21 protein-coding genes are annotated in these 26015 nt (G+C 63.4%); 15 read left to right on the forward strand and 6 right to left on the reverse strand.

Annotation, left to right across the window (positions count from 1 at the left end; translation table 11 throughout):
• Positions 1 to 52 precede the first annotated feature (52 nt).
• Entirely contained in the window at positions 53 to 1015 is a 963-nt protein-coding gene (locus H2O77_RS01070; protein ID WP_043333248.1) for a homoserine kinase, read from the reverse strand.
• A gap of 195 nt (positions 1016 to 1210) precedes the next feature.
• Positions 1211 to 1540: a DUF2782 domain-containing protein gene (locus H2O77_RS01075; protein WP_082388170.1), complete on the reverse strand. Its 330-nt coding sequence runs from the start codon at positions 1538 to 1540 to the stop codon at positions 1211 to 1213.
• A gap of 357 nt (positions 1541 to 1897) precedes the next feature.
• Here H2O77_RS01075 and polA point away from each other — a divergent pair, with 357 nt between their 5' ends.
• Positions 1898 to 4786, forward strand: coding sequence for a DNA polymerase I (polA, locus tag H2O77_RS01080; RefSeq protein ID WP_043333247.1), 2889 nt, complete (start codon positions 1898 to 1900; stop codon positions 4784 to 4786).
• Positions 4787 to 4848: 62 nt separating this feature from the next.
• On the opposite strand, the gene H2O77_RS01085 is transcribed toward polA, so the two are convergent.
• The gene (locus H2O77_RS01085; protein WP_153635079.1) at positions 4849 to 6045 is read right to left on the reverse strand and encodes a hypothetical protein; all 1197 of its coding nucleotides are present in this window, start codon (positions 6043 to 6045) and stop codon (positions 4849 to 4851) included.
• 249 nt (positions 6046 to 6294) lie between these two features.
• Between H2O77_RS01085 and H2O77_RS01090 the strand changes: the two genes are divergently transcribed.
• The 12 genes from H2O77_RS01090 to H2O77_RS01145 all read left to right on the forward strand — a co-directional run bounded on the left by H2O77_RS01090 (position 6295) and on the right by H2O77_RS01145 (position 19358).
• A complete protein-coding gene (locus H2O77_RS01090) occupies positions 6295 to 7845 on the forward strand; it encodes a sigma 54-interacting transcriptional regulator (RefSeq protein WP_240548665.1) in 1551 nt (516 codons plus the stop codon).
• Between the two features lie 451 nt (positions 7846 to 8296).
• Entirely contained in the window at positions 8297 to 9433 is a 1137-nt protein-coding gene (locus H2O77_RS01095; protein WP_225996532.1) for a TRAP transporter substrate-binding protein, read from the forward strand.
• Positions 9430 to 10161 carry a TRAP transporter small permease subunit gene (locus H2O77_RS01100; protein ID WP_082388172.1) on the forward strand — a complete coding sequence of 244 codons (732 nt, stop codon included), beginning with the start codon at positions 9430 to 9432 and terminating at the stop codon, positions 10159 to 10161. The genes H2O77_RS01095 and H2O77_RS01100 overlap by 4 nt, the downstream gene beginning before the upstream one ends.
• Positions 10151 to 11500, forward strand: coding sequence for a TRAP transporter large permease subunit (locus tag H2O77_RS01105; protein WP_054555227.1), 1350 nt, complete (start codon positions 10151 to 10153; stop codon positions 11498 to 11500). The genes H2O77_RS01100 and H2O77_RS01105 overlap by 11 nt, the downstream gene beginning before the upstream one ends.
• Positions 11501 to 11631: 131 nt before the next feature.
• Complete coding sequence (locus H2O77_RS01110; protein WP_215823716.1) at positions 11632 to 12255, forward strand: hypothetical protein; 624 nt, start codon at positions 11632 to 11634, stop codon at positions 12253 to 12255.
• 259 nt (positions 12256 to 12514) lie between these two features.
• Positions 12515 to 13630 carry a TauD/TfdA family dioxygenase gene (locus H2O77_RS01115; protein ID WP_215824438.1) on the forward strand — a complete coding sequence of 372 codons (1116 nt, stop codon included), beginning with the start codon at positions 12515 to 12517 and terminating at the stop codon, positions 13628 to 13630.
• On the forward strand, positions 13627 to 14247 hold the full coding sequence (locus H2O77_RS01120) for an HD domain-containing protein (RefSeq protein ID WP_215823717.1): 621 nt from the start codon (positions 13627 to 13629) through the stop codon (positions 14245 to 14247). The genes H2O77_RS01115 and H2O77_RS01120 overlap by 4 nt, the downstream gene beginning before the upstream one ends.
• Positions 14248 to 14462: 215 nt before the next feature.
• Complete coding sequence (locus tag H2O77_RS01125) at positions 14463 to 15437, forward strand: ABC transporter substrate-binding protein (protein WP_215823718.1); 975 nt, start codon at positions 14463 to 14465, stop codon at positions 15435 to 15437.
• Positions 15438 to 15972: 535 nt separating this feature from the next.
• Complete coding sequence (locus tag H2O77_RS01130) at positions 15973 to 16830, forward strand: amino acid ABC transporter ATP-binding protein (protein WP_215823719.1); 858 nt, start codon at positions 15973 to 15975, stop codon at positions 16828 to 16830.
• Between the two features lie 79 nt (positions 16831 to 16909).
• On the forward strand, positions 16910 to 17791 hold the full coding sequence (locus H2O77_RS01135; protein WP_240548666.1) for a transporter substrate-binding domain-containing protein: 882 nt from the start codon (positions 16910 to 16912) through the stop codon (positions 17789 to 17791).
• 96 nt (positions 17792 to 17887) lie between these two features.
• Positions 17888 to 18607 carry an ABC transporter permease subunit gene (locus H2O77_RS01140; RefSeq protein ID WP_215823720.1) on the forward strand — a complete coding sequence of 240 codons (720 nt, stop codon included), beginning with the start codon at positions 17888 to 17890 and terminating at the stop codon, positions 18605 to 18607.
• 1 nt (position 18608) lies between these two features.
• Complete coding sequence (locus H2O77_RS01145; RefSeq protein WP_215823721.1) at positions 18609 to 19358, forward strand: ABC transporter permease subunit; 750 nt, start codon at positions 18609 to 18611, stop codon at positions 19356 to 19358.
• A 327-nt stretch (positions 19359 to 19685) separates the two neighbouring features.
• On the opposite strand, the gene H2O77_RS01150 is transcribed toward H2O77_RS01145, so the two are convergent.
• The gene (locus H2O77_RS01150) at positions 19686 to 20363 is read right to left on the reverse strand and encodes a TetR/AcrR family transcriptional regulator (protein WP_107335663.1); all 678 of its coding nucleotides are present in this window, start codon (positions 20361 to 20363) and stop codon (positions 19686 to 19688) included.
• A 244-nt stretch (positions 20364 to 20607) separates the two neighbouring features.
• On the opposite strand from H2O77_RS01150, the gene H2O77_RS01155 reads away from it, so the two are divergent.
• A complete protein-coding gene (locus tag H2O77_RS01155) occupies positions 20608 to 21735 on the forward strand; it encodes an HlyD family secretion protein (RefSeq protein WP_215823722.1) in 1128 nt (375 codons plus the stop codon).
• A 2-nt stretch (positions 21736 to 21737) separates the two neighbouring features.
• The gene (locus tag H2O77_RS01160; protein WP_215823723.1) at positions 21738 to 23372 is read left to right on the forward strand and encodes a DHA2 family efflux MFS transporter permease subunit; all 1635 of its coding nucleotides are present in this window, start codon (positions 21738 to 21740) and stop codon (positions 23370 to 23372) included.
• Positions 23373 to 23540: 168 nt separating this feature from the next.
• Here H2O77_RS01160 and H2O77_RS01165 read toward each other — a convergent pair whose 3' ends face one another.
• Positions 23541 to 25049: a 4Fe-4S binding protein gene (locus tag H2O77_RS01165; RefSeq protein WP_215823724.1), complete on the reverse strand. Its 1509-nt coding sequence runs from the start codon at positions 25047 to 25049 to the stop codon at positions 23541 to 23543.
• A gap of 40 nt (positions 25050 to 25089) precedes the next feature.
• Positions 25090 to 25950, reverse strand: a complete 861-nt coding sequence (locus H2O77_RS01170) for an FTR1 family protein (RefSeq protein ID WP_215823725.1) — start codon at positions 25948 to 25950, stop codon at positions 25090 to 25092.
• Positions 25951 to 26015: the final 65 nt, after the last annotated feature.

Raw genomic sequence — 26015 nt, forward strand, 5'->3', positions numbered from 1 at the left:
GGGGGCCAGCAGGCAATTGCTTTGACGACTCGGTCAGTACGGAAGGTACCGATCAGGCCGGTTGCGTGGCCTCGGGCAGCGGCAGAGCGCCTTCCTCGATACGCCGACCCAGCAGCTGGCGGTACTGTGCCGGGTCCTTCGGCGTCAGGCTGTGGGCGGGCGGGTCCACGTAGACCACCAGCAGGCGTGACAGCCAATAGCGCAGCGCGGTCATGCGCAGCATGCTCGGCCACAGGCGGCGTTCGTCGGCGTTCATCGGGCGCTCGGCCAGATAGGCACTGAGCAGGGCGTCATAACGCGCCTGGTCCAGACGGCCATCGTCATTGGAGCACCAGTCATTGACCAGAATCGACAGATCGAAGATCAGGTCGCCGGTGCAGCCGTTGTAGAAGTCGATGATGCCGCCGAGGCGGTCGCCGTCGAACAGGGTGTTGTCGCGGAACAGGTCGCCATGCAGCGCGCCCTGCGGCAGCTCGACACCGCTGAAAACGTCTTCGCAGACATCGATCTCGTCGGCCATCAGCGCCTGGTCTTCCGGGCTCAGATACGCCAGCACCTTGTGGTGCATCGGCTTGATCCAGTGCAGGTCGCGGGTGTTGGGGCGGTGGCCGGTGAAGTGCTGCGAGACGGCATGCATGCGCCCCAGCGCCGCGCCGATCTCGCGGCACTGGGGCACGTTGGGCGAGACCGGCCAGTTGCCCGGCATACGCGGGAACAGCAGCGCCGGCTTGCCTGCCAGCACCTTGAGCGCCTGGCCGTCGCGGTCGTGCAACGGGCCCGGCACCGGCAGCTTGTGGCTGGCGAGGAAGTCGAGCAGCTCGACGAAGAAGGGCAGTTCCGCATGCTCGCCCTGCTCGAACAGGGTCAGCACCATCTCGCGGCGATCGGTGGTGACGAAGAAGGTCGAGTTCTCGGTGCCGTGCGCGACATCCTCAAGCGATGTCAGCGTGCCTGCGTCGTACTCTGCCAGAAATTCTGCGACCTGAGCGTCGCTCAGGGGGGTAAAGACTGCCATGGGTGACTCTTCTCGCCGAAATGTGTCCGCCCCGCCAGTGGCGCGCCGCCGGAGCGAAACGGCGGCAATGCGCTGACAGGAGTTGTTGTAGGTATGCAGGAAGGATGCCGCCACGCCCGGGGGCAAGAGATGTGCCGCGGGCGTGACGCCTGTCGCTGCTGGTTCAGCTGTCGCGTGAACCAGATGCCGAGCTTATCACTTTTTCAGTGCCCAGCCGGGTACCTTGAGCTGGCTGGCACTGGTGACGCTGGACTTGATGAAGTTGCCGTTGCCGTCACTGTCGAGCAGGAAGAAGGGCGCGCCGCCCTTGGGGATGATCTCGATGGCATACAGATGGCCATTGACGCGGTATTCGCGCAGCTGGCGGTCATCCTGCTGACGGCTGGTGATCTGCGGCTTGGGGGCCTCGCTCTCGGCGACAGCCAGCGGCGCACTCAGGGCGGTGACGGCCAGCAGCAGCCCGGTGGCCAGCAGCGTGGGCAGGCGCAGCAGGGAATGCGGAGCAATGGAAGCAGTCGAGCGCATGACAATCCTCCTTTACACAAGCGCAGCCTGTATCAGGTTCCGCGTGCAAAAGTTCTGTGAGCAAGGGGCCTGCAAGCAGGGTGCCTGCGAGCAAGCACCCGGTGCGTACCCGTGCAGAAGACAAGCGAATCGGCGCTGGCCTGAAACCTTGCCTGATGGGCGCAGTTTACGTCCCTTGCCGGCAGTGTGCACGACTTCCCGCCATCAATGCCGGGCGCAGAAGACACACGCGCCGAGGGTGGCGACTGTGCCTCGCCGCAGCCCTTGCGTATCATGACAGCCATAGCTGCCGAGAGGTTTTCGGCCCCGACTCTGCTTGCCCCAAGCTCACCCTTCAGCCTACGGATGCGACTGCTCATGGCCGCCACGCCGATCGTTCTCGTCGATGGATCTTCCTATCTCTATCGTGCCTTTCATGCTCTGCCGCCGCTGACCACCTCCAAGGGCCTGCCCACCGGCGCGGTGAAGGGCGTGATCAACATGCTCAAGAGCCTGATTCGCCAGTACCCGGACAGCCCCATGGCGGTGGTCTTCGATGCCAAGGGCAAGACCTTCCGCGACGACATGTACCCGGAGTACAAGGCCCAGCGCCCGCCGATGCCGGATGACCTGCGCCTGCAGGTCGAGCCGCTGCATGCCTGCGTGCGTGCCCTTGGCCTGCCCCTGCTGTGCGTGGAAGGCGTCGAGGCCGATGACGTCATCGGCACCCTGGCGCGCATGGCGACCGAGGCCGGGCGTGACGCCGTCATCTCCACCGGCGACAAGGACATGGCCCAGCTGGTGAACGAGCACATCACCCTGGTCAACACCATGAAGAACGAGACGCTGGACGTGGACGGCGTCACCGAGAAGTTCGGCATTCCGCCGAACCTGATCATCGATTTCCTCGCGCTGATGGGCGACAAGGTCGACAACATTCCCGGCGTGCCGGGCGTGGGCGAGAAGACCGCGCTGGGCCTGCTGCAAGGCATGGAAGGCGGCCTCGACACCATCTACGGCGATCTCGATCGCATCAAGACGCTCAGCTTCCGTGGCGCCAAGACCCTGGCCAAGAAGATGGAAGCGCATCGCGAAGATGCCTATCTCTCCTACCGTCTCGCCACCATCAAGCTGGACTGCGAGCTGGAATATGGCCTGGATGACCTCGCGATCGCCGCGCCGGACACCGCCGCGCTGGTCGAGCTCTACAAGGAGATGGAATTCCGCGCCTGGCTGAAGGAGCTGCTGGAAGGCGGTGACATGGCGGCCACGCCGCATGCCGATGAGAAGGACAGCGGAGTCGCCGGCAGTGACCTGTTCGGTGACAGCATCGCGCCGGTCGCTGAAAAGGCCTCAGGCAAGGGCAAGACCGCCGCTGCGCCAACGCCTGATCTGGAAGCGGCGGAAGAGGGCGATGAGATGCCCGATGCGCTGCCGCCGCGTGAGGAGCGCAACTACCGCGCCATCACCGAGCAGGCCGAGCTGGATGCGTGGCTCGAGCGCGTGCGCAACGCCAACTCGCTGTGCTTCGATCTCGAGACCACCAGCCTCAACTACATGGAAGCCGAGATCGTCGGTATCGGCATGGCGCTGGAAGTCGGCGAGGCCGTCTACATTCCCGTCGCTCACAGCTATCTGGATGCCCCCGCGCAGCTGCAGCGCCAGGCCGTGCTGGAAGCGCTGACGCCGATTCTCGCCGATACCGCCATCACCAAGATCGGCCAGAACCTCAAGTACGACATCGAGGTGCTGGCGCGCTATGACATCGCGGTGGCCGGCCCGCTGGCCGACACCATGCTGATGTCCTACGTGCTCAATTCCACCGCGACCCGTCACGACATGGACTCGCTGGCGCTCAAGTATCTGGGCGAGAGCACCATCAGCTTCACCGACATCGCCGGCAAGGGCGCCAAGCAGCTGACGTTTGATCAGATCGCGCTGGAAGAGGCGATGCCGTATGCCTGCGAGGATGTCGACATCACCCTGCGCCTCGCCGCGCTGCTGATGCCGCGCATCGAGAAGCTGGGACGTCTGGATGAAGTGCTGCGTCAGTTCGAATATCCGCTGATTCCGGTGTTGGCACGCATCGAGCGCAACGGCGTCGCGATCGACCCCGAGCGCCTGCACGTCCAGACCCGCGAGCTGACCGAGCAGATCCACGACATCGAGAAGCAGGCCTTCGAGCTTGCGGGCCGCGAATTCAACCTCTCTTCGCCCAAGCAGCTGGGCGAGATCCTCTTCGAGGAGCAGAAGCTGCCGGTCAAGAAGAAGACGCCCAAGGGCGCGCCGTCCACCGCCGAAGCGGTGCTTGAGGAGCTGGCGCTGGACTACCCGCTGCCCAAGCTGATCATGCGCCATCGCGGCATGACCAAGCTCAAGAGCACCTACACCGACAAGCTGCCGCAGCTGGTCAACCCGACCACGCGTCGCCTGCACACCAGCTACCATCAGGCCGTCACCGCCACGGGGCGTCTGTCGTCGTCTGATCCGAACCTGCAGAACATCCCGGTACGCAGTGACGAGGGGCGTCGTATCCGTCAGGCCTTCATCGCGCGCCCCGGCTATCGTATCGTCGCGGCGGATTACTCGCAGATCGAGCTGCGCATCATGGCGCACCTCTCCGGTGACAAGGGTCTGCTTTCGGCCTTCGCCGATAACCGCGACGTGCACGCCGCCACCGCCGCTGAAGTCTTCGGCACCGAGGAAGCGCGTGTCACCAGTGACCAGCGCCGCAGTGCCAAGGCCATCAACTTCGGGCTGATCTACGGCATGTCCGCCTGGGGCCTCTCGCGCCAGCTGGATATCGAACCCGGCCAGGCCAAGACCTACATCGAGCGCTACTTCGAGCGTTATCCGGGTGTCGCCACCTACATGGAAGACACGCGTCAGCTCGCCGCCGAGCAGGGCTACGTCGAGACCATCTTCGGCCGTCGCCTCTACCTGCCGGAAATCGGCTCACGCAATCACGCGCGTCGCAGCGCTGCCGAACGCACCGCCATCAACGCCCCGATGCAAGGCAGCGCCGCCGACATCATCAAGCGCGCCATGATCGACGTGGATGCCTGGCTGGCGGGCAGCGACGGTGTCGACAGATACGACGCCATGATGGTCATGCAGGTACACGATGAACTCGTCTTCGAAGTCGCCGAAGCGCAGGTCGACGCCTTCATGAAAGACGTCGCGCAGCGCATGCAGAATGCCGCCTCCCTCGATGTCCCGCTGCTCGTCGAAGTCGAGCAAGGCGACAACTGGGAAGAAGCGCATTAATAACGATTAGCTTATTCTCTAAAAAGTGCTTCTTCTGAAGAGGAGAAGCACTTGTAAAATTTTTAATAGGGCTTTAGGAAATTAATGGATTTTCTTATATTGTGTAACCCGTTGATTTTTGTGAGTATATCCAAAAACTCTTCTTTTAATACGCCCTTTTCTGTTTTTTGTCTCGCGTTTAATTCTTTGACATTTGATTTGTATTTTCTTATGTAGTCTTCGCTATACTTGAGGTTATATCCAAAATCATAAAGTGCTCGTAAGCCTGAAACGTACTCAACGGTAACGAGATGCTGATTATCACTCCATGCTTTTGTCTTTAATTTATCGTATTTTATTAGATCATCGAGACTCGGCATGTAGATTTTAATCATTTCTTTGCTTTGTTTCGGCGTATTGCCATAATCCATGTTGATTTCTTGCCAAGATGAATAATATGCATCAAGTGATTCTTCAGTCACCCCTAGTAAATCAAGATCCATATTTATATTTAATGAAAACTCATAATGCTCTCGTATAATGTTTATACACTGAATAAATTCTCGGTTACTTAGCGAATATTCTGCCCTTAATTTTTCTTTTTGTAGCGTAAAAACATCTTCTTTCCATTGATCTCTTGAAAGTAAACACTCAGAGATATGCATTATGTCTTGCCTAGATAGTTTTTGCGTAAAAGATCCTTTGCTGTATTCTTCTATAAGGTTTTCACTAAGCATGTTGAGTTCTTCCATTCTTTCTTCTATGTAAGTGAATACGTGATTAAGTCTTTCAATATTTATTATCCTGACTTCAGTCAAATGTCTTATCTTGTTATTGCTTTCAGGATATCGAAATGTTTGACCTTTAGCGTCAATCTTCCCTATGTCTTTAATATATTGGTCAAGAAGAGTGATGAGCTCATAATATCTTTTATCTATAGACGCTGATTTTGTTTTAAAAGTTTCCCATATTTCATTTATATCATGGCCCATTATATTCTCTAATGATGACTCTTGATTTTTGAGACTAGATAGCTGTTGAAGAAGTAATAGCTCGTTTTTTATTCTAAGTTCGATAGAGTGTCTCATGTTAAAGCAAATTGGATATATCATTTCGTCTTGATGATATTTTCCACTATCATCTGATAGGTATAGTTCTATTAGTGCGTTGGCCGAAGTAGAATAGCCTCGTGCAAAATGCATGATGCCAGGCATCCCGTTGTTACCTACGCAAGCATTATGGATAGTATTGAGTCCATTTCCAAATACTAGATTATCCATTATGTAGATCCTTTTATCATTAATGTCTCTTAGTGATTGTATAACATAAATTATTATCAGTTTTTGTTTTCATCTACGACCACTGGCTACGTTGATCCTTGGCATCGGTAGGCCGATGCTGTGGGTGGCGTCCGGTTTTCCGGACACTGGCTGCGTGATGGCGCGGCGCACAACAATCAGATCCGGAGGGTGTGGTGGCAGAGGGATACGGCTGCCCACGATGACCGGACACGCCAAGGGAGAGCGGTGATGGCTCAGCAGATGCCTGTGTCAGGTGCGGTGGTCGGGGAGGAGAAGGCTGCCCCGCTGCGTGATGATCTACCTGCCACCTCGATTCATCTGGAGCGGGCGCGCCGCGAGTTGCTGCGTGCCGCGATGGATGCGGTGGAGGAGTGGGTCGTGGTGGTGGATGCCCAGGGCGGTATCCAGTTTCTGAATGCGCCCTATGCCGAGTTTCTCGGCGTCGAGGCCAGCGAGGTGCTGGGGCGCGATGTCAGCGAGGTGATCGAGAACACTCGCATGCACGAGGTGCTGGAGAGCGGACGCGCGGAGCTGGCCCAGCTGCAGTTGATTCGTGGCCACCACATGATTGCCCATCGTTACCCCATCTTCCGCGATGGCGAGCTGATCGGTGCCATCGGCTCGGTGCTTTATCACGACACCTGGGAATGGCGGCAGGTGAATGCCCAGGTTCAGGCGCTGGAAGCGGAAGTGGATTATTACCGTCAGGCGCTGGAAACCCCCACCGGCGCGCGCTGGCAGCTGAGTGACATCATCGGCGATTCGCCCGCCATGCGGGAACTTGCCTGCAAGGTGCGCAAGATCGCCCCCGGCGGCGCCTCGGTATTGATCCGTGGCGAGTCCGGCACCGGCAAGGAGCTGTATGCCCATGCGCTGCATCGCAGCTCGGCGCGCGCCAAGGGCCCCTTCATCAAGCTCAACTGCGCGGCGATACCCGAAGCGCTGCTGGAAGCGGAGCTGTTCGGCTATGAAGAAGGCGCCTTCACCGGCGCCAAGCGTGGCGGCAAGCCCGGCAAGTTCCAGCTCGCGGATGGCGGCACGCTGTTTCTCGATGAGGTCGGCGACATGCCGCTGGCGATGCAGGCCAAGCTGCTGCGCGTGCTGCAGGACCGCGAGGTCGAGGCGGTCGGCGCGACCCGTCTGGTCAGTGTCGATGTGCGTGTCATCGCCGCGACTCACCGGCCGCTGGAAGCGCTGGTCGAGAGCGGCGAATTCCGCGAAGACCTCTTCTACCGCATAAACGTGGTGCCCTTGAAGGTGCCGCCGCTGCGCGAGCGCCGCGACGACCTGCCGACCCTGGCCACGCACCTGCTGTCACGCCTGGCGCGACGCAGTGGTCGCCGCCCGCCGATTCTCTCCGAAGCCGCCCTCGAGCGCCTGTGCGCCCACCATTGGCCCGGCAACGTGCGCGAGCTGGAAAACGTGCTCGAAGCCGCCTTCTATCTGGGCGGCAGCCATATCCAACCGACCGATCTGCCGGATGCCATTGGCGCCCGGCATGGCGATGCGCGGCATGGCGATGCCCGGCACACCGCTACCCGTCAAATCGACTTGTCCACACCCGCTTCAGCGTCCGAGTCGTCCACAACCGCCCGGGAGTTGCACACCACGCCGACCACGCTGCGTGAGGCGATGGCCCAGGCGGAGCGCCAGTTGATCGAGGATGCGCTGCGCGCCGCCGAGGGCAATCGCACCCGCGCCGCCCGTCAGCTCGGCATCGCCAAGTCCTCGCTCTACGAGAAGCTCAACCGGCATGGGCTGTTGGCCGAAACGTCCTGATTGACCGGCATTTCACCTTCCCGCCACCAGCGAGTGGCCAAAGCGTCCGGAATATCGGTCAGTGACCGGAATTCCGGACGCTTTGCGTTTCTCGCCAGCCCACGGCCTGCATACCCGCATGGGGTCTGCATTCCTCTATCGGCATATTCGACTGGAGTCGTAGACAGAATTCAGGTCAGCGCGCGACCTTGGTCGCAGCCTCGGTGACCGGAGTGTCCGGCTTTCCGGACGCTGTCGTGAGCCGATACTGCCGCGCAGGGCGCGGTGAGTCGCCTCGCGCGAGCCTTCCCCTCGTAGCTCTCTGAAATCATTGACGTTGTTGTGGCGTGGTCAGCCGCTTGCGTTGTCATCGGGTAAGTTGACGTAAGCGTCATCTTGCAACGTGGCTCATGTCCAGCAAGCCACAAGCCGTACGACCAGCGAGCACAACAACAAATCAGGGAGCCGCACCATGTCGCAACACGCCACGCCGTATCAATCGACGCCGACCCGCCGCCTGCGCCTCGGAGCTGCCATTGCGGCGGCCGTGGCCACCACCACCTTGATGGCCGCCGCGCCAGCCCAGGCGGAAGGGCCGAAACAGCTCGACGTCGCCAGTACCTTCTCGACCAAGAACTTCCTCGGTGCCGGTGCCGTGCGCCTGTCAGAGGAACTCAAGAGCGCGACCGGCGGCGAAGTCGGCCTGCGCGTGCACGAGCCGGGCGACCTGGTACCGGCCTTCGAAGTCTTCAACTCCGTCTCCTCCGGTGCGGTGCAGGCTGGTTGGGACTGGATGGGCTACTGGGCCGGCACGGTGCCGATCACCAACCTCTACGGCGCATTGCCGTTCGGCCCGAGCCCGGAAGCCTTCATGTCCTGGATGTGGGCCGGTGAGGGTACCGAGCTTGTGCAGGCCGCCTACGACCCCTACGGCGTGAAGGTGCTGCCGTGCTTCATCTCGCCGCAGGAAACCGGCGGCTGGTACAACAAGGAAATCAACTCGCCGGAGGACTTCAAGGGCCTGTCGATGCGCATCTCCGGCCTTGGCGCCAAGGTGCTCAACAAGCTGGGCGCCTCCACCCAGCTGGTGCCGGGCAGCGAGATCTACCTCGCGCTGGAGCGTGGCCGTGTCGATGCCACCGAGTTCTCGGTGCCGCAGGTCGATCAGGCGATGGGCTTCAATGAAGTCGCCAAGTACTACTACTTCCCGGGTTGGCACCAGAGCGCCAGCTGGTTCTCGCTGCTGATCAACCAGCAGGTGTGGGACAGCTACAGCGATGAGCGCAAGGCGCAGTTCCAGACTGCCTGCCGCGCGACCCTGCAGTGGGCGATGGCCGAAGCGCCGCCGGCTCAGGTGCGTGCTATCCACGAGCTCGAGGAGAAGGGTGTCGAGGTCAAGCGCTTCCCGGAGCCGGTGATGACCGCGCTGCAGGAAGCCTGGGGTGAAGTGCTGGCCGAAGAGAAGCAGACCAATCCTGACTTCGCCAAGGCCTACGATTCGCTGATGAAGCACGCCGCACTGATCGACGAATGGTACGAGCTGCAGGCCATGCCGCAACCGATGGCCATGAAGCAGGCAGACAACGCTGACGAGGGTAGCGCCCAATGACCGACCCCCGCCTTGCGCCCTGGCGGGCACAGGGCGGGGCGGTGTGTGACGCCCTGGGCCGACCGCTGGTCGGCCTGGGGCTGTGGGTGGGTCGCCTGACCAGCTGGTTGGGTCTGGCGATCATCCTGGCCGTGCTCACCACCGTCACGCTCAACGCCCTGGGCATCAATGAAATCGCCAACTGGGGGTCGCCCGACGTGCTGCTGTTCGGCACCGCGATCACCATCAATTCCGTCACCGAGTTGCAGTGGCACCTGTTCGGTCTGCTGACGCTCTTCGGTGGCACCTACGCCCTGCACAGCGATACGCATGTGCGGGTCGACCTGTTCTATCAGCGCCTCTCGCCGCGCGGACGCGCCGTGGTCGATATCCTCGGCCACATCATCATGCTGATTCCCTTCTGCCTGCTGATCGCCTGGCTGTCCAAGCACTTCGTCACCATGTCCTACATGTCCGGCGAGAAGTCCAACTATGGCGGCCTGGTGGACCGTTACCTGATCAAGGCGATGCTGCCGACGGGGCTGGTGTTCCTCGCCCTCGGCGCGCTGGGGCAGATCTTCGAGAATCTGGCCTGCCTGTTTGACCCGGCGCGCACCCCCGAGCGCCTGAAAGACCACGAGATTGCCAGTCTGGCCGGCCTTGCGGATCAGCAGAATGCTGCGCAAGCGACCACCGACGCCACGGCACCCCAGAATCATGCAGACGGGAGCCATGACAATGCTCGCTGAATACGCCTTGCCCATCACCATGGTGGTGGCACTTCTGATCGGTATCTTCTCCGGCTACCCGGTGGCCTTTCTGCTCGGCGGGCTGGGCATCCTGTTCGCCTTCATCGGCGACATCCCGCTGCCGTTTCTCGGCACCGTCGGCTCGCGCATCTTCGGCGGCGTGATCGAGAACTGGCTGCTGATCGCGATTCCGCTGTTCGTGTTCATGGGGCTGATGCTGGAAAGCTCCGGCGTGGCGCGCAATCTGCTGATGACACTGCAGCGGCTGTTCGGTCGCGTGCATGGCGGTCTGGCCGTCTCGGTGGCATTGCTCGGCGTGGTGATGGCCGCCAGTACCGGCATCATCGGTGCCTCGGTGGTCATGCTGGGCCTGCTGGCGCTGCCGGTGATGCTGGGGCAGGGCTACAAGGCCGAGATGGCCTGTGGGGTCATCGCGGCCTCCGGCACCCTGGGCATCCTGATTCCGCCCTCGATCATGCTGGTGCTGATGGGCTCCATCCTGCAGATCTCGGTGGGGGCGCTGTTCAAGGCGGCGCTGATTCCGGGGCTGATGCTCGGCGCGCTCTACGTCGCCTATCTGCTGATCACCGCCAAGCTGCGCCCGGACTGGGCACCGCTGCCGGACCAGTCGCTGCTCGGCACCGACAAGACGCCGCTGCCGCTGGCACTGCTGCGTGACCTGCTCGGCCCGATGGTGCTGATCGTCGCGGTGCTGGGGTCGATCATGACCGGTATCGCCACGCCCACCGAGGCCGCGGCCATCGGCGCGGGTGGCAGTCTGCTGCTGGCGCTGGTGATGGGCGGGCTGTCCTTCTCCACCCTGCGCAACACGCTGCGCGATACCTCGCGGACCAGCGCGATGATCCTGTTCGTCGTCATCGGCGCGACCTGCTTCTCGGTGGTCTTCAAGCGCCTCGGCGGTGACTACCTGATCGAGGATGTCATCACCGGCACCGGCCTTGGCCCTTACGGCCTGCTGTTGCTGCTGATGGGGCTGATCTTCGTGCTCGGCTTCTTCCTCGAGTGGATCGAGATCAGCTTCGTGGTGCTGCCGCTGGTGGCGCCGGTGGTCGAGGCGCTGGACTTCGGGCTCGGGCTTTCCGGCCAGGGGCTGCTGGTGTGGTTCGCGATTCTGGTCGCCATCAACCTGCAGACGAGTTTCCTGACGCCACCCTTCGGCTATGCGCTGTTCTACCTCAAGGGCATCACCGCCGGGCAGGTGTCCATCGGCACCATCTATCGCTCGATTCTGCCCTTCGTCGGCCTGCAGCTGGCGGGTCTGATCCTGTGCATGCTGTTCCCGGCGCTGGTGCTGTGGCTGCCGGGGCTGATGCCCTGACACACGCCGCTCGGGGCATCACAGGGAGGTGATGTCTGGGTAAGCAGAGAGCTGAGCAGAGAGCTGAGCAGCGCTATACGGCGTGAGGTCCGCAGGGGTGACCCGGCGAGAGTTCTATCAGGGAGAATGAGATGCTGCCACGACGCAGGGTATTGATCGCGGGGCAGGGGGAGTGGCTGGAGGCCATGGCGCGCACCTTCCTGGAAGATGGCGCCATCATCGCCCTGATGGGCACCGCGCCGGCGGACCTCGAACGCGTGCTGGATGCACTGGGCGGCGAGCAGTCGGACCGCTTCGGCCAGGTGGTCGGCGAGGGCTGCTTCGAGACACTGGTGGCGCGTCTCGGGCGCCTCGATGTACTGGTCTGCATGCCGCCTCAGGCCATGGCCGGGCAGTCGCTGGAAGCCTGTCTGGTTGCGCAGGTCGCCGGCCCCGGCGCCTTGCTCAAGGCGGCCTGTGCGCGCATGTTGCGTCACGGCGGACGCCTGCTGGCTGTCGCACCACCGCTGCCCTCGCAGCCGTCCTCGTCGCTGTCCTCGCAGCGATCCTCTCAGGAGCATCACGGCACTGCCATGGCACAGGCGGCGCTGAGTGAGTTGATCCAGCGGCTGGCATCACGCGCGCCGGACAAGGTGCGCGCCAATCTGCTGTGCCCCGAGGGCAGCCGACCGGACGCCGTGGCGGAATGCGCGCGCTTTCTGGCCGGTGGCGCCGGGCGCTCCCTCAATGGTCAGGTGCTGCACCTGAGCGACTGATCTCCCGACAGACGTTTTACAACACAAGCGGCCGTGGCATTGCCACGGCCGCTTGTTGTCGTATGCTGGTCTGACATATGGCCAATTTGATCAAATATACGTCCAATCATATCAATCCGCTCTGGCTGAAGTGATTAAGGTAGAAGGAGACTCAGCGTCGCACCAGCATCCGCGAGCAGGTACCTGACCAGTAAGACAACAGTGCCGCTCCCTCAGCCGTGGAGATCATCGAGTGCCCAGCAGACCGCATTCCGTCAGCCTGAAAGACCATGGACAACAACTGCATCTGAGCCACGCCGAGGGCGATCTGACCCTCGAGGCGCTCTGGCTGCGCGAGCGGAGTCCCGATGAAACGACGCTCGATTCCCTCACCGGTCAGCGCCTGATCGAGGCGGCGGACCTGCCGCTGGACCTGAGCCTGACTCAGGCACAGCTGGATGGCGACACGCTGTCGCTGGCCTTCAGTGACGGCCATGCGGCGAACTTCTCGCTGGCGGCCCTGCTGGCGGAGTGTCAGCCGTGTGAGGCCTATCAGGGCATGACTTTCTGGCAGGGGAGTCTCGCCCAGCTGCCCGAGGCCGACTTCGCCGCGGCGCTGGAGGATGACGCGGCCATGCTGGAGATGCTCGAGCAGTTGCAGCGCTTCGGTTTCGTGCGGGTCAGCGGCGTGCCGGACACGGAGGACGGCATGCAGGGGCTGATCCACCGTATCGGGCCGCTGCGGCGCACCAACTGGGGCGGTATCGCCGACGTGAAATCCGTCGCCAATGCCTATGACCTCACGATGACCCAGCGCGGGCTGGAGCCGCATACCGACAATCCCTACCGCGACCCGATTCCGGGCTATATCTGGCTGCACTGCCTGCGCAACGCGGCCCAGGGCGGCGACAGTATGCTGGTGGATGGCTACAGCGCGGCGGAGCACCTGCGCCGTGAAGACCCCGAGGCCTTCGCCTGCCTGACAGAAGTCAGCCCCGGCTTCCGTTATCACGACGCCACCACGCGACTGGAAAGCGAAGGCCCGCTGATCGAGCTGGATAGCCGTGGTCAGGTCGCCCGAGTACGTTTCTCCAACCGCACCGAGCGGGTGCCGGCGCTGCCCGGCGCGACCCTGCGTCGCTACTACGCTGCCCGCCAGGCGTTCTATCGCCTGATCTCCGGTGATGACTTCACGCTGCACCTCAAGCTGGCACCGGGTCAGATGCTGATCATGGACAACTACCGGCTGTTCCATGGTCGCAGCGCCTTCCAGCTGGAAGGTGGCATCCGCCATATGCGCCAGGGCTACGTGGACCGCGACTCCACCGCCAGCCGCCGCCTGCTGCTGGCCGATCAGCTCGCCGGTCAGTTCGCCAATGAGGAGGCCAGCGCATGAGCGAGCAGGCCCGCTTCCGCAGTTTCGAGGAAAGCACGCATGCCGAGTGGGCGCTGATCGATGCGCGCTTCCGGGAATATCAGTCCGATGCCTGCCGGCGTGTGCTTGAACATCTGGGGCGCCTCAAGGGCGATCACCACGGCTATCCGGTCGATCGCTACGAACACTGCCTGCAGACCGCCACCCGCGCGCTGCGCGCCGGCGCCGATGAGGAGATGGTGGTCTGCGCGCTGCTGCATGACATCGGCGATGACTTGGCACCGGCCAATCATGCCGAGATCGCCGCCGGTATCCTCGAGCCGTTCATCGACCCGCTGAACACCTGGATGATTCGTCATCACGAGCTGTTCCAGGGCTATCACTACCGCGAATTCTTCGGGCAGGACCGCCATGCACGCGAGGCACATGCCGGGCATCCCGCCTATGAGCGCACCGTGCGCTTCTGTGACGAGTGGGACCAGACCAGCTTCGACCCCGAATACGACACCCTGCCGCTGGAGCATTTCATCCCGATGCTGGAGCGCGTGATGGCGCGCGCGCCCTTCGGCGGCTTGCCGGATATGGTGCCGGAGCCAGAACTTGAGAAGGGCCAGGTCAGGCAGGCCAGTGCTCGCTGAAGACGCGCTCCTCCGGAGGGTAAAGTTACAAAGAATCAATCGCTTGCGGCGAATTCAGCGACGCAGCAGGGCGGAGAAGACACAAGCGCCGACAACGACAACGACAACGACAGCGCCGTGAGCGACGGACACGCACGACGACCGCCATATACGAAGCCTTTCAGCCCCGACAACAACAAGGCCCGGCGCGACCGGAACCGACAAGGAAAGACACGATGACCACCACCCCGTACCCTCTGACACCTACGACGCAGCACGGCGCCCGCCGTGGTCTGCTTGCCCTCGCGACCCTGCTGCTTAGCACGGCTAGCCTGGCAGCCTCGGCCCAGGACAAGGATGACGAGCTGACGCTGATCGTGCCGCCGTGGCCCGGCGTCACCGTCAAGAGCGAGATCGTCGCCCAGATCCTCGCCCCGCTGGGTTACGACGTGGAGCGACAGGAAGTCAGCTCCACCGTCGGCTACAACACCCTGACCACCGGCGACAGCGACGCCTTCCTCGCTGGCTGGCTGCCTGCCCAGCAGGACAGTTATGACGCGGCCATGGCCGCCGGTGCGATCACCGACCTCGGCAACAACGTCACCGGCGCCCGCATGGGCTTCGCGGTGCCGGGCTATGTCTACGAGGCCGGCATCCACAGCGCCGCGGACCTTGCCGCCCACGCCGAACAATTCGACGAGACCGTCTACTCCATCGAAAGCGGCTCCACCGTCAGCGACATGCTCAATGGCGCCATCGACAATGATGTCTATGGTCTGGACGACTGGGATGCGATGGAGTCCTCGACGCCCGGCATGCTCAGCGAGGTACGTGCCGCCCAGCGCGAGCAACGCTGGATCGCCTTCTACGGCTGGACACCGCACTGGATGGTGCCGGAATTCGACACCCATATCCTGGCAGACCCGGAGTCGGTGTTCGGCCCCGACAATGGCGCCAGTGACGTCAAGACCGTCGTGCGCACCGCCTATGCCGAAGCCAACCCCAACCTCGCCCGCTTCCTCGATCAGCTGGTCTTCAGCTCCGAAGAGCAGAGCGGCTTCATCCTCGACTACAGCCTGAAGGAGCGTGACCTCGATGAGGTGGCGCACGACTGGCTGGCTGCCAACCCGGACCGGCTGGCGGAATTTCTCGCCGACGTGACCACGCGCGATGGCGAGGATGCCCTGGCCGCCGTGAAGGCCAGCCTGTGAGTCTGACCTAGCCTTGCTGCCGCCTTGACGGCGTGGGCGGGCGCCGAGGGATGGCTTCCGCCCATGGCCTCTTGCAGAGCGTGACCTGTCGCGGAGCGGGGCCTTTGTGTACCGCTCTCTGTTCTCTGCGCTCTGCTCTGGCTTTCGTTCTGGCTCCCGCCCAGGCCTCGTATTGCCTAAGCCTCGTCGCGCTTAGCCTCGCAGCGCCCAGGCCTCATCGCGTCCAGGGCGCGCAATCCGTGAACCACGACCCTGCTTGCCATGCCTCTGGCGTGGAAAGTCGCAATGTGGAACGCCTCTTGCTATACAAGTGTATTAATAGTCGTTCGCTCGATTGCAGCTCGATCGCCGATTGCGCAGCCCGCAGCGGCAAGACAGGCGTCATCCGCGCATCGTCCGTCAGGCCCGGCAGCATCACGCCGCACCAGCAGGGTGCGTCACGCCGCTAGCGGCTGCACGATCGCCCATTTCACGCCAGCCACAGCCACCCACTTGTGAGTCGCTCATGACTATCTCGCCCTCGAACGTATCTCCCATGACCCGCTCGAAGAATGCAGACAGTGACGGCATCTCCCAGCCTCCGCAGGCGCGCCCGGACGCCCAGGCAAGACCCGCACGCGCTGCCTCGAATCGGGTCGTCGTCGAAGCCAGCAACATCGTCAAGCACTACGGTGATCTGGCGGTGCTGCACGACGTGTCATTGCGCGTGAAGGAAGGCACCGTCACCACCATCATCGGCGCCAGTGGCTCCGGCAAGAGCACCTTGCTGCGCTGCATGAACCTGCTCGAGCGCCCCGACCGGGGCGAGCTGTCGATCGCCGATGAGCATGTGCGCTTCGACCGCGACAGCCGTGGCGGCCTCATCGGGCTCGACCGTCGTCAGATCCAGCGCCTGCGCTCCAAGGTCACCATGGTCTTCCAGCAGTTCAATCTGTGGCCGCACCTGACCGTGCTTGGCAATGTCACCGAGGCGCCGATGCGCGTGAAGGGCATGTCACGCCGCGAGGCGAAGCGTATCGCGGAGCACTATCTGGAACGTGTCGGCATGCTGGAGCGCGCCGACAGCTATCCGGCCTTTCTCTCCGGCGGCCAGCAGCAACGGGTCGCGATCGCGCGTGCGCTGGCGATGGAGCCGCGCGTGCTGCTCTTCGATGAGCCGACCTCGGCGCTGGACCCGGAGCGGGTCAGTGAAGTGCTCGGCGTCATCCGCAGCCTCGCCGATGAGGGCCGCACCATGCTGATGGTGACCCACGAGATGGCCTTCGCCAGAGAAGTCTCCGATCAGATCGTGTTCCTCGATGAGGGCAGGGTAGGCGTGGCCGGAAGTCCGGCGGAGGTCTTCGAGCAGACCGAGCACGAGCGCTGCCGCCGCTTCATCGCACCGGCCGCCTGAGCCCCGCCTGCATCACCCCGGCATGGACCTCCCCGCCATGACGTAGATGGACCCACAACAACAGCCAGGAGATGGCCTGATGACCTTGATGAACGACGCTGGATTCGCTGCCAAGACACCTTCACTGACCGCGCGCGGAACGCGTTCTGCCTCTGATTCCACTCCCACCTCTGCGCTGCGCAAGCTGGCCGGCGCCCTGATGATGGGGGGACTGACGCTGGGTGGACTGACGCTGGGCGCCGCTCAGGTGCATGCCGCCGACACCCTCAAGATCGGCATCTCCGCGGAACCTTACCCGCCCTTCACCTACACCTCCGCCAGCGGCGAGTGGACCGGCTTCGAGGTCGAACTGGCCGAGGCGATCTGTGACGCCATGCAGCGTGAGTGCGAGATTACCCCGACCGGCTGGAGCGGCATCATTCCCTCGCTGAAGGCCGGCCGCATCGACATGATCATGAATTCGATGACCATCACCAAGGCCCGCGAGAAGGTCATCGACTTCAGCATCCCCTATTACAACTCGCCCGGCGCCTACGTGGCCGCCAAGGATCTCGAGCTCGAGATTCCGGACGGCCTCGACGGCAAGATTCTCGGCACCCAGGCGGCGACCACCCACGCCAACTTCGCGCGTCGAGCGCTGCGCAGCACTGGCGTCGATGTGCGCCTCTATGACCAGCAGGAGCAGGTCAACAGTGACCTGCTCTCCGGGCGCGTGGACGTGATTCTGGCCGACGAGATCGCCATGAGCGCACTGATCAAGCGTGACGAGGCCAGCAACTTCGAGATCAAGGCGACCACGCCGCAGCACGAAGCCTACGGCATCGGTGCCGGTGTCGGGGTACGCAAGGAAGATGGCGCGCTGAAAGAGGCGCTCGATGGCGCCATCCACCAGGTCTACGCGGACGGCACCTGCACGGCGCTCTCGAACAAGTACTTCGATACCGACGTCTGCCTGGGCTGATCCTGCGCGTGCTGGCCGGACGGCTGAGGTCGCCCGGTCAGCACGCCTCGCGTATCGCATCCGCCATTTCCTACTGATACGAGAAGGACGCTGATCATGTCCCAGTTCGCCCAGGAAGGGCTCGCCGATTGGGCGGCCCCGATACTCGCCGGTGCCGTCACCACCCTGCAGATCGCCTTCGCCGCCTATGCCATCGGCTTGCTGCTCGGGCTGGTGGGGGCGGCGTCTCGACTCAGCCCCTGGGCGCCGCTGCGCGCGCTGGCCACCAGCTATTCGACGGCCGTGCGCGCGGTGCCGGAACTGCTGCTGATCATCCTGCTGTACTACGGCGGCTCCCAGGCGCTCACCGCCTTGATGAACGCGCTGGGTATCGCGGGCAAGGTCGAGATCAGCGGCTTCGTCACCGCCGTCGGCGTACTGGCCTTCGTGCAGGGCGCCTACATGACCGAAGTCTTTCGCGGCGCCATCCTGGCCATTCCCAAGGGCCAGCTGGAAGCGGCCGATGCCTACGGCTTCTCGCCCATGGCGCGCTTTCGCTACATCACGCTGCCGGGCATGTTGCCCAACGCACTGCCGGGCATGTCCAACCTGTGGCTGATCCTGATCAAGGACACCGCCCTGATCAGCGTCATCGGCTTCAGCGAGCTGTTCTTCACCGTGCAGCAGGCGGCCGCCAGCTCGCGCGCCTACTTCCTGTTCTACAGCGTGGCGGGGCTGCTCTATCTGCTGATGACCCTGACCTCGAGCGCCGCGTTCAGTCGTCTGGAGCGCTACGTGCGCCGCGGTGAACCCGATATTTCCGCCCAGGAGGCGTGACATGGATTTCAGCTGGTTATCGGACCCCTATTATCAGGAATCGCTGTGGACAGGACTGATCAACACCCTGGTGCTGCTGGTGGTGTCGGCCGTGCTCGGCTTCACGCTGGCGGTCGGCATGGCGATGGCGCGCATCAAGGGCCCCAGGCCTCTCGCCTGGCTGGCCAGTGGCGTCTCCATTGTGATGCGTGGCACGCCCCTGCTGGTGCAGCTGTTCTTCTTCTATTACGGCATCGGCCGGCTGCTGGAAGGCATTCCCGGCATTCGCGAGAGCATGTTCTGGGGCATCCTGCGTGACCCGTTCTTCTACGCCACCCTGACCTTCACCCTCTCGGTGGGTGCCTACTCCGGTGAAGTCCTGCGCGGGGCGCTGCTCAGCGTGCCGCCGGGCGAGCGGGAAGCGGGCCGTGCCTTCGGCATGGGGCCGTTTCAGGTCTTCAGTCGCCTGTGGCTGCCGCGCGCCATCCAGCTGTGCCTGCCGACTCTGACCGGCGAGATGATCCTGCTGCTCAAGTCGGTGCCGCTGGTCTCGACGATCGCCATGATGGACCTGCTGCAGGTCGCCAACATCATCCGCGACGAGAACTTCCTCACCTACGAGCCGCTGCTGTTCATCGGCGCCATCTACCTCGTGCTGACCATCCTGCTGACCCTGTGCCTGCGTCAGGTCGAACTCAACTTCCCCGGCGTACGCGCCCAGGCACGCAGTGGCGGGTGGCTGTCACGCCTGCGCCAGCCAAGGCCCGCCTGAGGCCACTCGCCTGGCGGCCATCGCTGATTTCCCGCAGATCATCTTTCTTGCACACGAAGACGCCGAGTCAGTCGACTCGGCGTCTTCGTGTCAGTGGGCCGATGATCAGGCACCGAAGCCAGCAAGCTTTCTAACTTGCTCCGAAGCCGGCAAGCTCTCTGACTTGCCCCCGAAACCTGCCAGCTCTTCAACTTGCACCGAAGCCGGCAAGCTTTCTCACTGGCACCGAAACCTGTCAGCTCTTCAACTTGCTCCGAAGCCAGCAAGCTTTCTAACTGGCACTGAAACCTGCCAGCTCTCTAACTTGCTCCGAAGCCAGCAAGCTTTCTAACTGGCACCGAAGCCAGCAAGAAAGACGCGCACACAGCGTCTGACATGTGGGCGGAGTTGTTCAGGACTTGCGGTGTCGGGTGGGCAGCCGAGCAGGGCGTCGACATGCAGCGGGTTGAGCAGCATGCCGGTGAGCAGGTTGGCGGCGGCCAGCGGTTCCTGGCCGAGGCCGGTGGACGGCAGGTGGCCCTGGGCGACCTGACGCGACAGGTAGCCTGCCAGGCGTTGTCGGGTCAGCTTGGGGCCGTTGTCGAGGAACAGCTTGCCGAGCTGCGGGTTGCGGCCGCTCTCGAAGGCGAGGCCACGGAACAGGCGGATCAGTTCGGGCGCGAGGGCCAGCGCCAGCATCGCCATGCCGAAGTCTTCCAGCGCTTCCTCGACACTGCGTGTCTCGTTGGCTTCGTGGTCCATCACCGACCACACCGTCTGCGCCTCCTGCTGCATCACGGCCAGAAACAGGCCGTCCTTGTTGCCGAAATTACGATACAGCGTTGCCAGTGATCCGCCGGCCTGCCGGGCGATCTCATTGATGCTGGTCGCGGCGAAGCCGTGTTCGAGGAAATGTTCGCGCGCGACTTCCAGCTGGCGTTTGCGGCGTGCTTCCCCGCGCGGTGAGGCGCGAGTCGTGGTGCTTCCCGAGTCAGGGGCGGTCTCTGATGAGGGCGAATCAGTCATGTGAGTGTCCTGTCTGTGATCCGGAAACCGCCTGAAACAGGCAAGATTGCGATATTGCGAACGAGAGACGCTGTCTGTCGAAACTGTCGGGGCTGCCTCAAGTAAGTGTAGTATTCATTACACTTTGTGGCGATGCAAGATGACAGCCGTGGCCTGAGCGCTCGCAAGCGCCGTGGCCGCCTCATCCGCAGCGTCAGACAGATTACACGCCTGTCACCGACAGGCAGCAAGAGAGAGTCGCCGAATGAACAAGGCAGGCAAGGGTGTCGTGGCACTCATCGTGGTGGCGGGCGTGATCGCTGGCGGAGTGATGGGGGTCGAATGGTGGCAGGTCGGGCGCTTCATGCAGGAGACCGACAACGCCTATGTGCGTACCGACAGCATCGCGGTGCGCTCCGAGGTCACCGCGCGGGTGACGCGCATGCTGGTGCATGACAACCAGCCGGTGAAGAAGGGGCAGCTGCTGGTGCAGCTGGATGACGAAGATGCCAGGGCCAATCTGGACCAGGCCAGTGCCGCGCTGGACAACGCCCGTACCGGGGAAGTCCAGGCCGAGCGTCAGCTGGACCTGCAAGGCGCGAAGATCGACGAGGCCAGGGCCGCGCTGGCCTCGGCCAAGGCCGAACGCGATCAGGCGGCGCTGCACCTCAAGCGCTCCAGAAGTCTGGAGAGCCGCAGCTACGCCTCGCGTCAGTCCTATGAAGATGACCAGGTGACCCTGCGAACCGCCGAGGCGAGCGTTGCCCAGAAGCAGGCCGCGCTGGTGTCTGCCCGGCAGCAGCTTGAGGTCTACAAGGCGCAGCTGGAGTCGGCGCGTGCCCAGGTGGTGTCAGCAGCGGCGGATCTCGCCTACGCGCGCCACCAGCTGGAGAAGACCTCGATCTACGCGCCGCAGGATGGCGTGGTCGGCAATCGCAGTGTCGAGGTGGGCACCATGGCCAGCGCCTCGTTGACCTTGATGCAGCTGGTGCCGGTGAAGAGCGCCTATGTGGTGGCCAACTACAAGGAAACCCAGACCGAGCGCATGCGCGTCGGCCAGCCGGTCAGTCTCGAGGTGGATGCCTACCCGGACATCGAGTTTGAGGGCGTGGTGGATAGCCTGGCGCCGGCGACCGGCACCGAGTTCAGTCTGCTGCCGACCGACAACGCCACCGGCAACTTCAACAAGATCGTCCAGCGTGTGCCGGTGCGCATTCGCCTGACCGGCCCAGCGGATGCGCTGCCGCGTCTGCGCGCCGGTCTGTCGGTCATCCCCAGCGTCGATACACGAGAGCTTGCGGACACCGGCACCTATGCCGTCGATAGCCTCTCCAGGGACGTCCTCGCGCCCGATGCCGCGCAGGTCGCCAGCGCTGATCGCGGAGCGCAGTAAGCATGGCCGAGACGACCCAGTCCTCGGCTCAATCCCCGAGACAGCCCCCGAGCCAGCCCCCCGCGGGCACCGCCAGTGACATGCCGACGCGCCGCCAGCAGATCGGCTTCGTGGCCGCGGTGTTCGGCATGTTCATGGCGATTCTGGATATCCAGATCGTGTCCAGCTCGCTCAACGAGCTGCAGGCGGGCCTGGCCGCCAGTCAGGACCAGATTTCCTGGGTGCAGACCAGCTACCTGATCGCCGAGATCGTGATGATTCCGCTCTCCGGCATGCTGGCGCGCATCTTCTCGACGCGGCTGGTGCTGACCGTCTCGGCGCTGGGCTTCACGCTGGCGAGTCTGGGCTGTGCGCTCTCGACCTCGCTGGAAGCCCTGATCGTGCTGCGTGCGGTTCAGGGCTTCATGGGCGGGGCGATGATTCCGCTGACCCAGGCGGCCAGCTTCTCGATCTTCCCGCGCCGCATGATGGGCAGCATCCAGGCGGTGATAGGCCTGGTGGCGACCATGGCGCCCTCCATCGGGCCGTCCGTCGGCGGCTATATCACCGAATACATGAGCTGGCATTGGCTGTTTCTGGTCAATCTGGTGCCGGGCATCATCGTGGCAACGCTGGTGTGGCGCAATCTGGAGATCGACAGCGGCGACCGCGGCCTGCTCAGTCGTCTGGATACGCTGGGCCTGGCGCTGATGGCGGTCTTTCTCGGCAGCCTCGAATTCGTGCTCGAGGAGGGGCCCGGCGATGACTGGTTCGCCAGTTCGCTGATCCTGTTCTGGAGTGTGGTGTGCGCGGTGTCGGCAGTCGGCTTCTTCTGGCGCGTGCTGACGACCAGCAACCCCATCGTCGACCTACGGGTGTTCAGGGACCGCAACTTCGCGCTGGGGGCGATCATCGGCTTCTGGATCGGCGTGGTGCTCTACGGGCTGGTCTATCTGGTGCCGCTGTTTCTCGGTTCGATTTCCGGCTTCTCCAGCGTGCAGATCGGGCAGGTGATGTTCGTCAGCGGCGTGGTGATGTTCTTGATGGCGCCGGTGGCGGGCAAGCTTTCCGACCGCATCGACCTGCGCCTGATGCTATGCATCGGCCTGGTGCTGACCGGTCTCGGCACCGGCATGAACGTGCACCTGACCTCGGACTCGGGCTTCGATGACTTCTTCTGGCCGCAGGTGATCCGCGGCGCGGGCCAGATCATGGTGCTGCTGTCGGTCTCCCGGCTGGCGATGGGACGTCTGGCGCCCCACGAGATAGGCAACGGCAGTGGTCTGTTCAACGTGATGCGCAACCTGGGCGGCGCGGTGGGACTGGCGCTGATCGACACCATCCGCGAGCTGCGTGAGGACTATCACTGGAACCAGATGATCGGGGCCATCGACCAGAGCCGCCAGGTGGTGATCGATCAGCTGGCAAGCTATCAGTCGACCTTCGCGGGGCTGGCTGATCCGTGGCAGGCCGGTGTGCAGATGATCGCCCAGCGCATCAGCATCCAGGCCGAGGTGCTGGCCTTCGACAATATCTTCCTGTGGCTGGGTGCGGTCTATGTGCTCGGCAGCGTGGCGGCCTTCCTGTTCCGTCGCCCGCAAGACCCGGCCAGCAAGGCGGATGCCAGCGAAAGTGGCGAACAGCGCCCAGCGCACTGATGGCGCCTTGAAGGCTCCTTGATCGTACTTTGAGAAAACGCCGCATGTCGCTGAAAGACAAAGACCCGCCAATCGGCGGGTCTTTGTCTTTCAAGCCTTGGTGTTTCAAGCCTTGGTGTGTCAGGCCTTGAGCCTCTGTCAGTCAGCCAGCATCCAGCCAGCAGGGCGTCACCAGCCCCAGAACATCAGATACCAGATGCCCAGTGCGGGCAGGCAGGCCAGCGCGACACTCGCGGTACCGACCAGCCGTGCAGCGTTGCCGGCGAGCAGGCCGCCGTTGCGTTGCTCACCGTTGTGCTGCTCGCCGTTGCGCTGCTCACCGGTAATGCGCCAGGCCAGCCGCAGCCCCCACAGGCAGGCCAATGCCAGCAGGGTGGCGCGCAGATCATTGGCCCAGGTGAGATTGATGCCATCACCGCGCAGCAGTGTCATGGTGGTGGCGGAGAGGCCGAGAAACACGCCCAGCCCGCCCAGCGGAATCAGGCTCAGCGAGAGGTGCCACAGGCGTGACAGCGTCGCCTTGCCACCCATCAGCCAGTTGCCCAGCAGCAGCGGCAGGCTGGTGAGCGCGCCCAGCAGGCCGCCACCGACTACGATCCACAGCGTGATCAGACTGCCATCGAGCAGGTTGAAGACATCGTTGTGCTCGGGGTAGTTGGTCAGAATCCAGGTCGGCAGGGTGGTGGTCAGCGGCCACATCAGGTCGTGATCGATCAGCCAGAAAGCCAGCTGCTGCTTGAGGGCGACGAACCACGGGCTGGCGCTCCAGCTGAAGGCGCCGATGGCGATGCCGAGCAGGCCGAACACCAGCACCGAGTAGTGGGTGAAGCGCACCGGCTGCGGCGGCTCGACCAGCTCTGCCCCCGGCGCACGCCACTCCAGCTGCATCGCGTTCTTGTAGCCGCTGCAGCGTCCGCAGACATGGCAGTCACCGGCGCTGTCGAGCTGCTTGAGCGGAATCAGCGGCGCGCAGTCAGGGGCGTGCATGCGCACGGCGTTGCCCTGACGGACAGCCTGGTTGTGGGCGTTCCAGCGGGCCTGGTCGGTACGGAAGTGGGTCGGTGACAGGCGCGCCAGCAGATTGAAGACGCCATTCACCGGACACAGCTGACGGCACCAGACCCGCGTGCCCTTGCCGTAGATCAGCCCGACGATGATCGCGGCCACCGTCGAGCCCCCCAGTACCACCAGTGCGCCCAGCGGGTACTGATAGACGCTGGCCAGCTGGCCGTAGAGCGTGGTGCCGAGGAAGGCCACGAAGGGCCAGCCGCCCCAGCGCATCCAGCGGGGGATCGGACGACCCAGGCCGATGCGACTGGCGGCTTCGGTCAGGGTGCCTTCGGGGCAGAAGACACCGCACCACACGCGCCCCATCAGCACCATGCTGATCAGCACGAAGGGCCACCATAGCCCCCAGAACACGAACTCGGCAAACACCGTCAGGTTGGTGAGGATATGCGCCTGGTAATCCGGCAGTGGCAGCAACGCAGGCACCACCAGCAGAAAGGCATAGATGCCGACCACCAGCCATTGCACCAGCTGGATCAGGCCACGCCGCTGCTGCATCGCCTGCCCGAAGCGTGCGATGCGCGTGGCCTGACGGGCCGGCGAGGTAGCGCCATCGCTGGCGATGATGTCGGAGGTGGCGGCGTAGGAGCCGGTGCCGCAATTGGCCATGAATGTCTCTCTCCTGACTGACGGGTCGCGTAAGGGGAACTCAGCTGCGCGCGCGGGCAGTGAGCTGACGGCGCTGGTCGACGCGCTCCCTCTTGCGCTGACGCTTCATGAGGCTTGCGACGATGACCCAGTAGCCGAGATAGCCGACCACCATCGTCGTGGCAGGCCAGGCGCGATAGCCGGCGAAGGTCGCCAGCAGTCCGCCGAGGCCGCTGCCATCATCGAGCAGCCAGCTGGAATCCCACAGCGGGTCGAGGCCCGCCGGCAGATAGCCGAGGCCGATCAGCTGTTCGAGGCCCGACATCAGCAGTGACGCCGCCAGCAGCAACAGCAGGATTTCGGTCACGCGGAAGAACAGCTTCCACGAGAACAGGCGTGAACCGAGCTGCAGCGCCATGAAGGTCGCCACCGCGAGGGCGAAGCCGAGGCCCGCAGCCAGCGCGAAGCTGGCGATGCCGCCGGACTGCAGGCTGGCGGCGCCCATGCCATAGAGGAAGACGACGGTTTCCGCGCCTTCGCGCGCCACGGCGATGGCGACCAGCGTCGCCACGCCCCAGTAGCTGCCGGAGGAGACGGCGCTGGCCAGGCCGCTCTCGAGTTCAGCCTTGAGCGTGCGGCCCTTGGTGCGCATCCACAGCACCATCTGGGTGATCAACAGGCAGGCGGTCAGTACCAGTACGGCCTGGAAGACTTCCTGCGCGGTGCCGGTCAGCCAGGTGTTGGCGCCCATCAGCGCCGCCCCCATCAGGCCGGCCAGCACCAGGCCGGCGACGACCCCGCCCCACAGGTAGCGCAGGCCCGCGTGGGTGCCGGACTGCACCAGCCAGGCGTGCATGATGCCGATGACGAGAATGGCTTCGACGCTTTCACGCCAGACGATAAACAGGATCTGATCAAACATGCGGACTCTCTTCTACTGACGATCGGTGCGCGCCATCGATGACGAAAAAGGCGTCATTGGCACAG

The sequence above is a fragment of the Cobetia sp. 4B genome, from assembly GCF_018831605.1.
Classification (GTDB): domain Bacteria; phylum Pseudomonadota; class Gammaproteobacteria; order Pseudomonadales; family Halomonadaceae; genus Cobetia; species Cobetia amphilecti.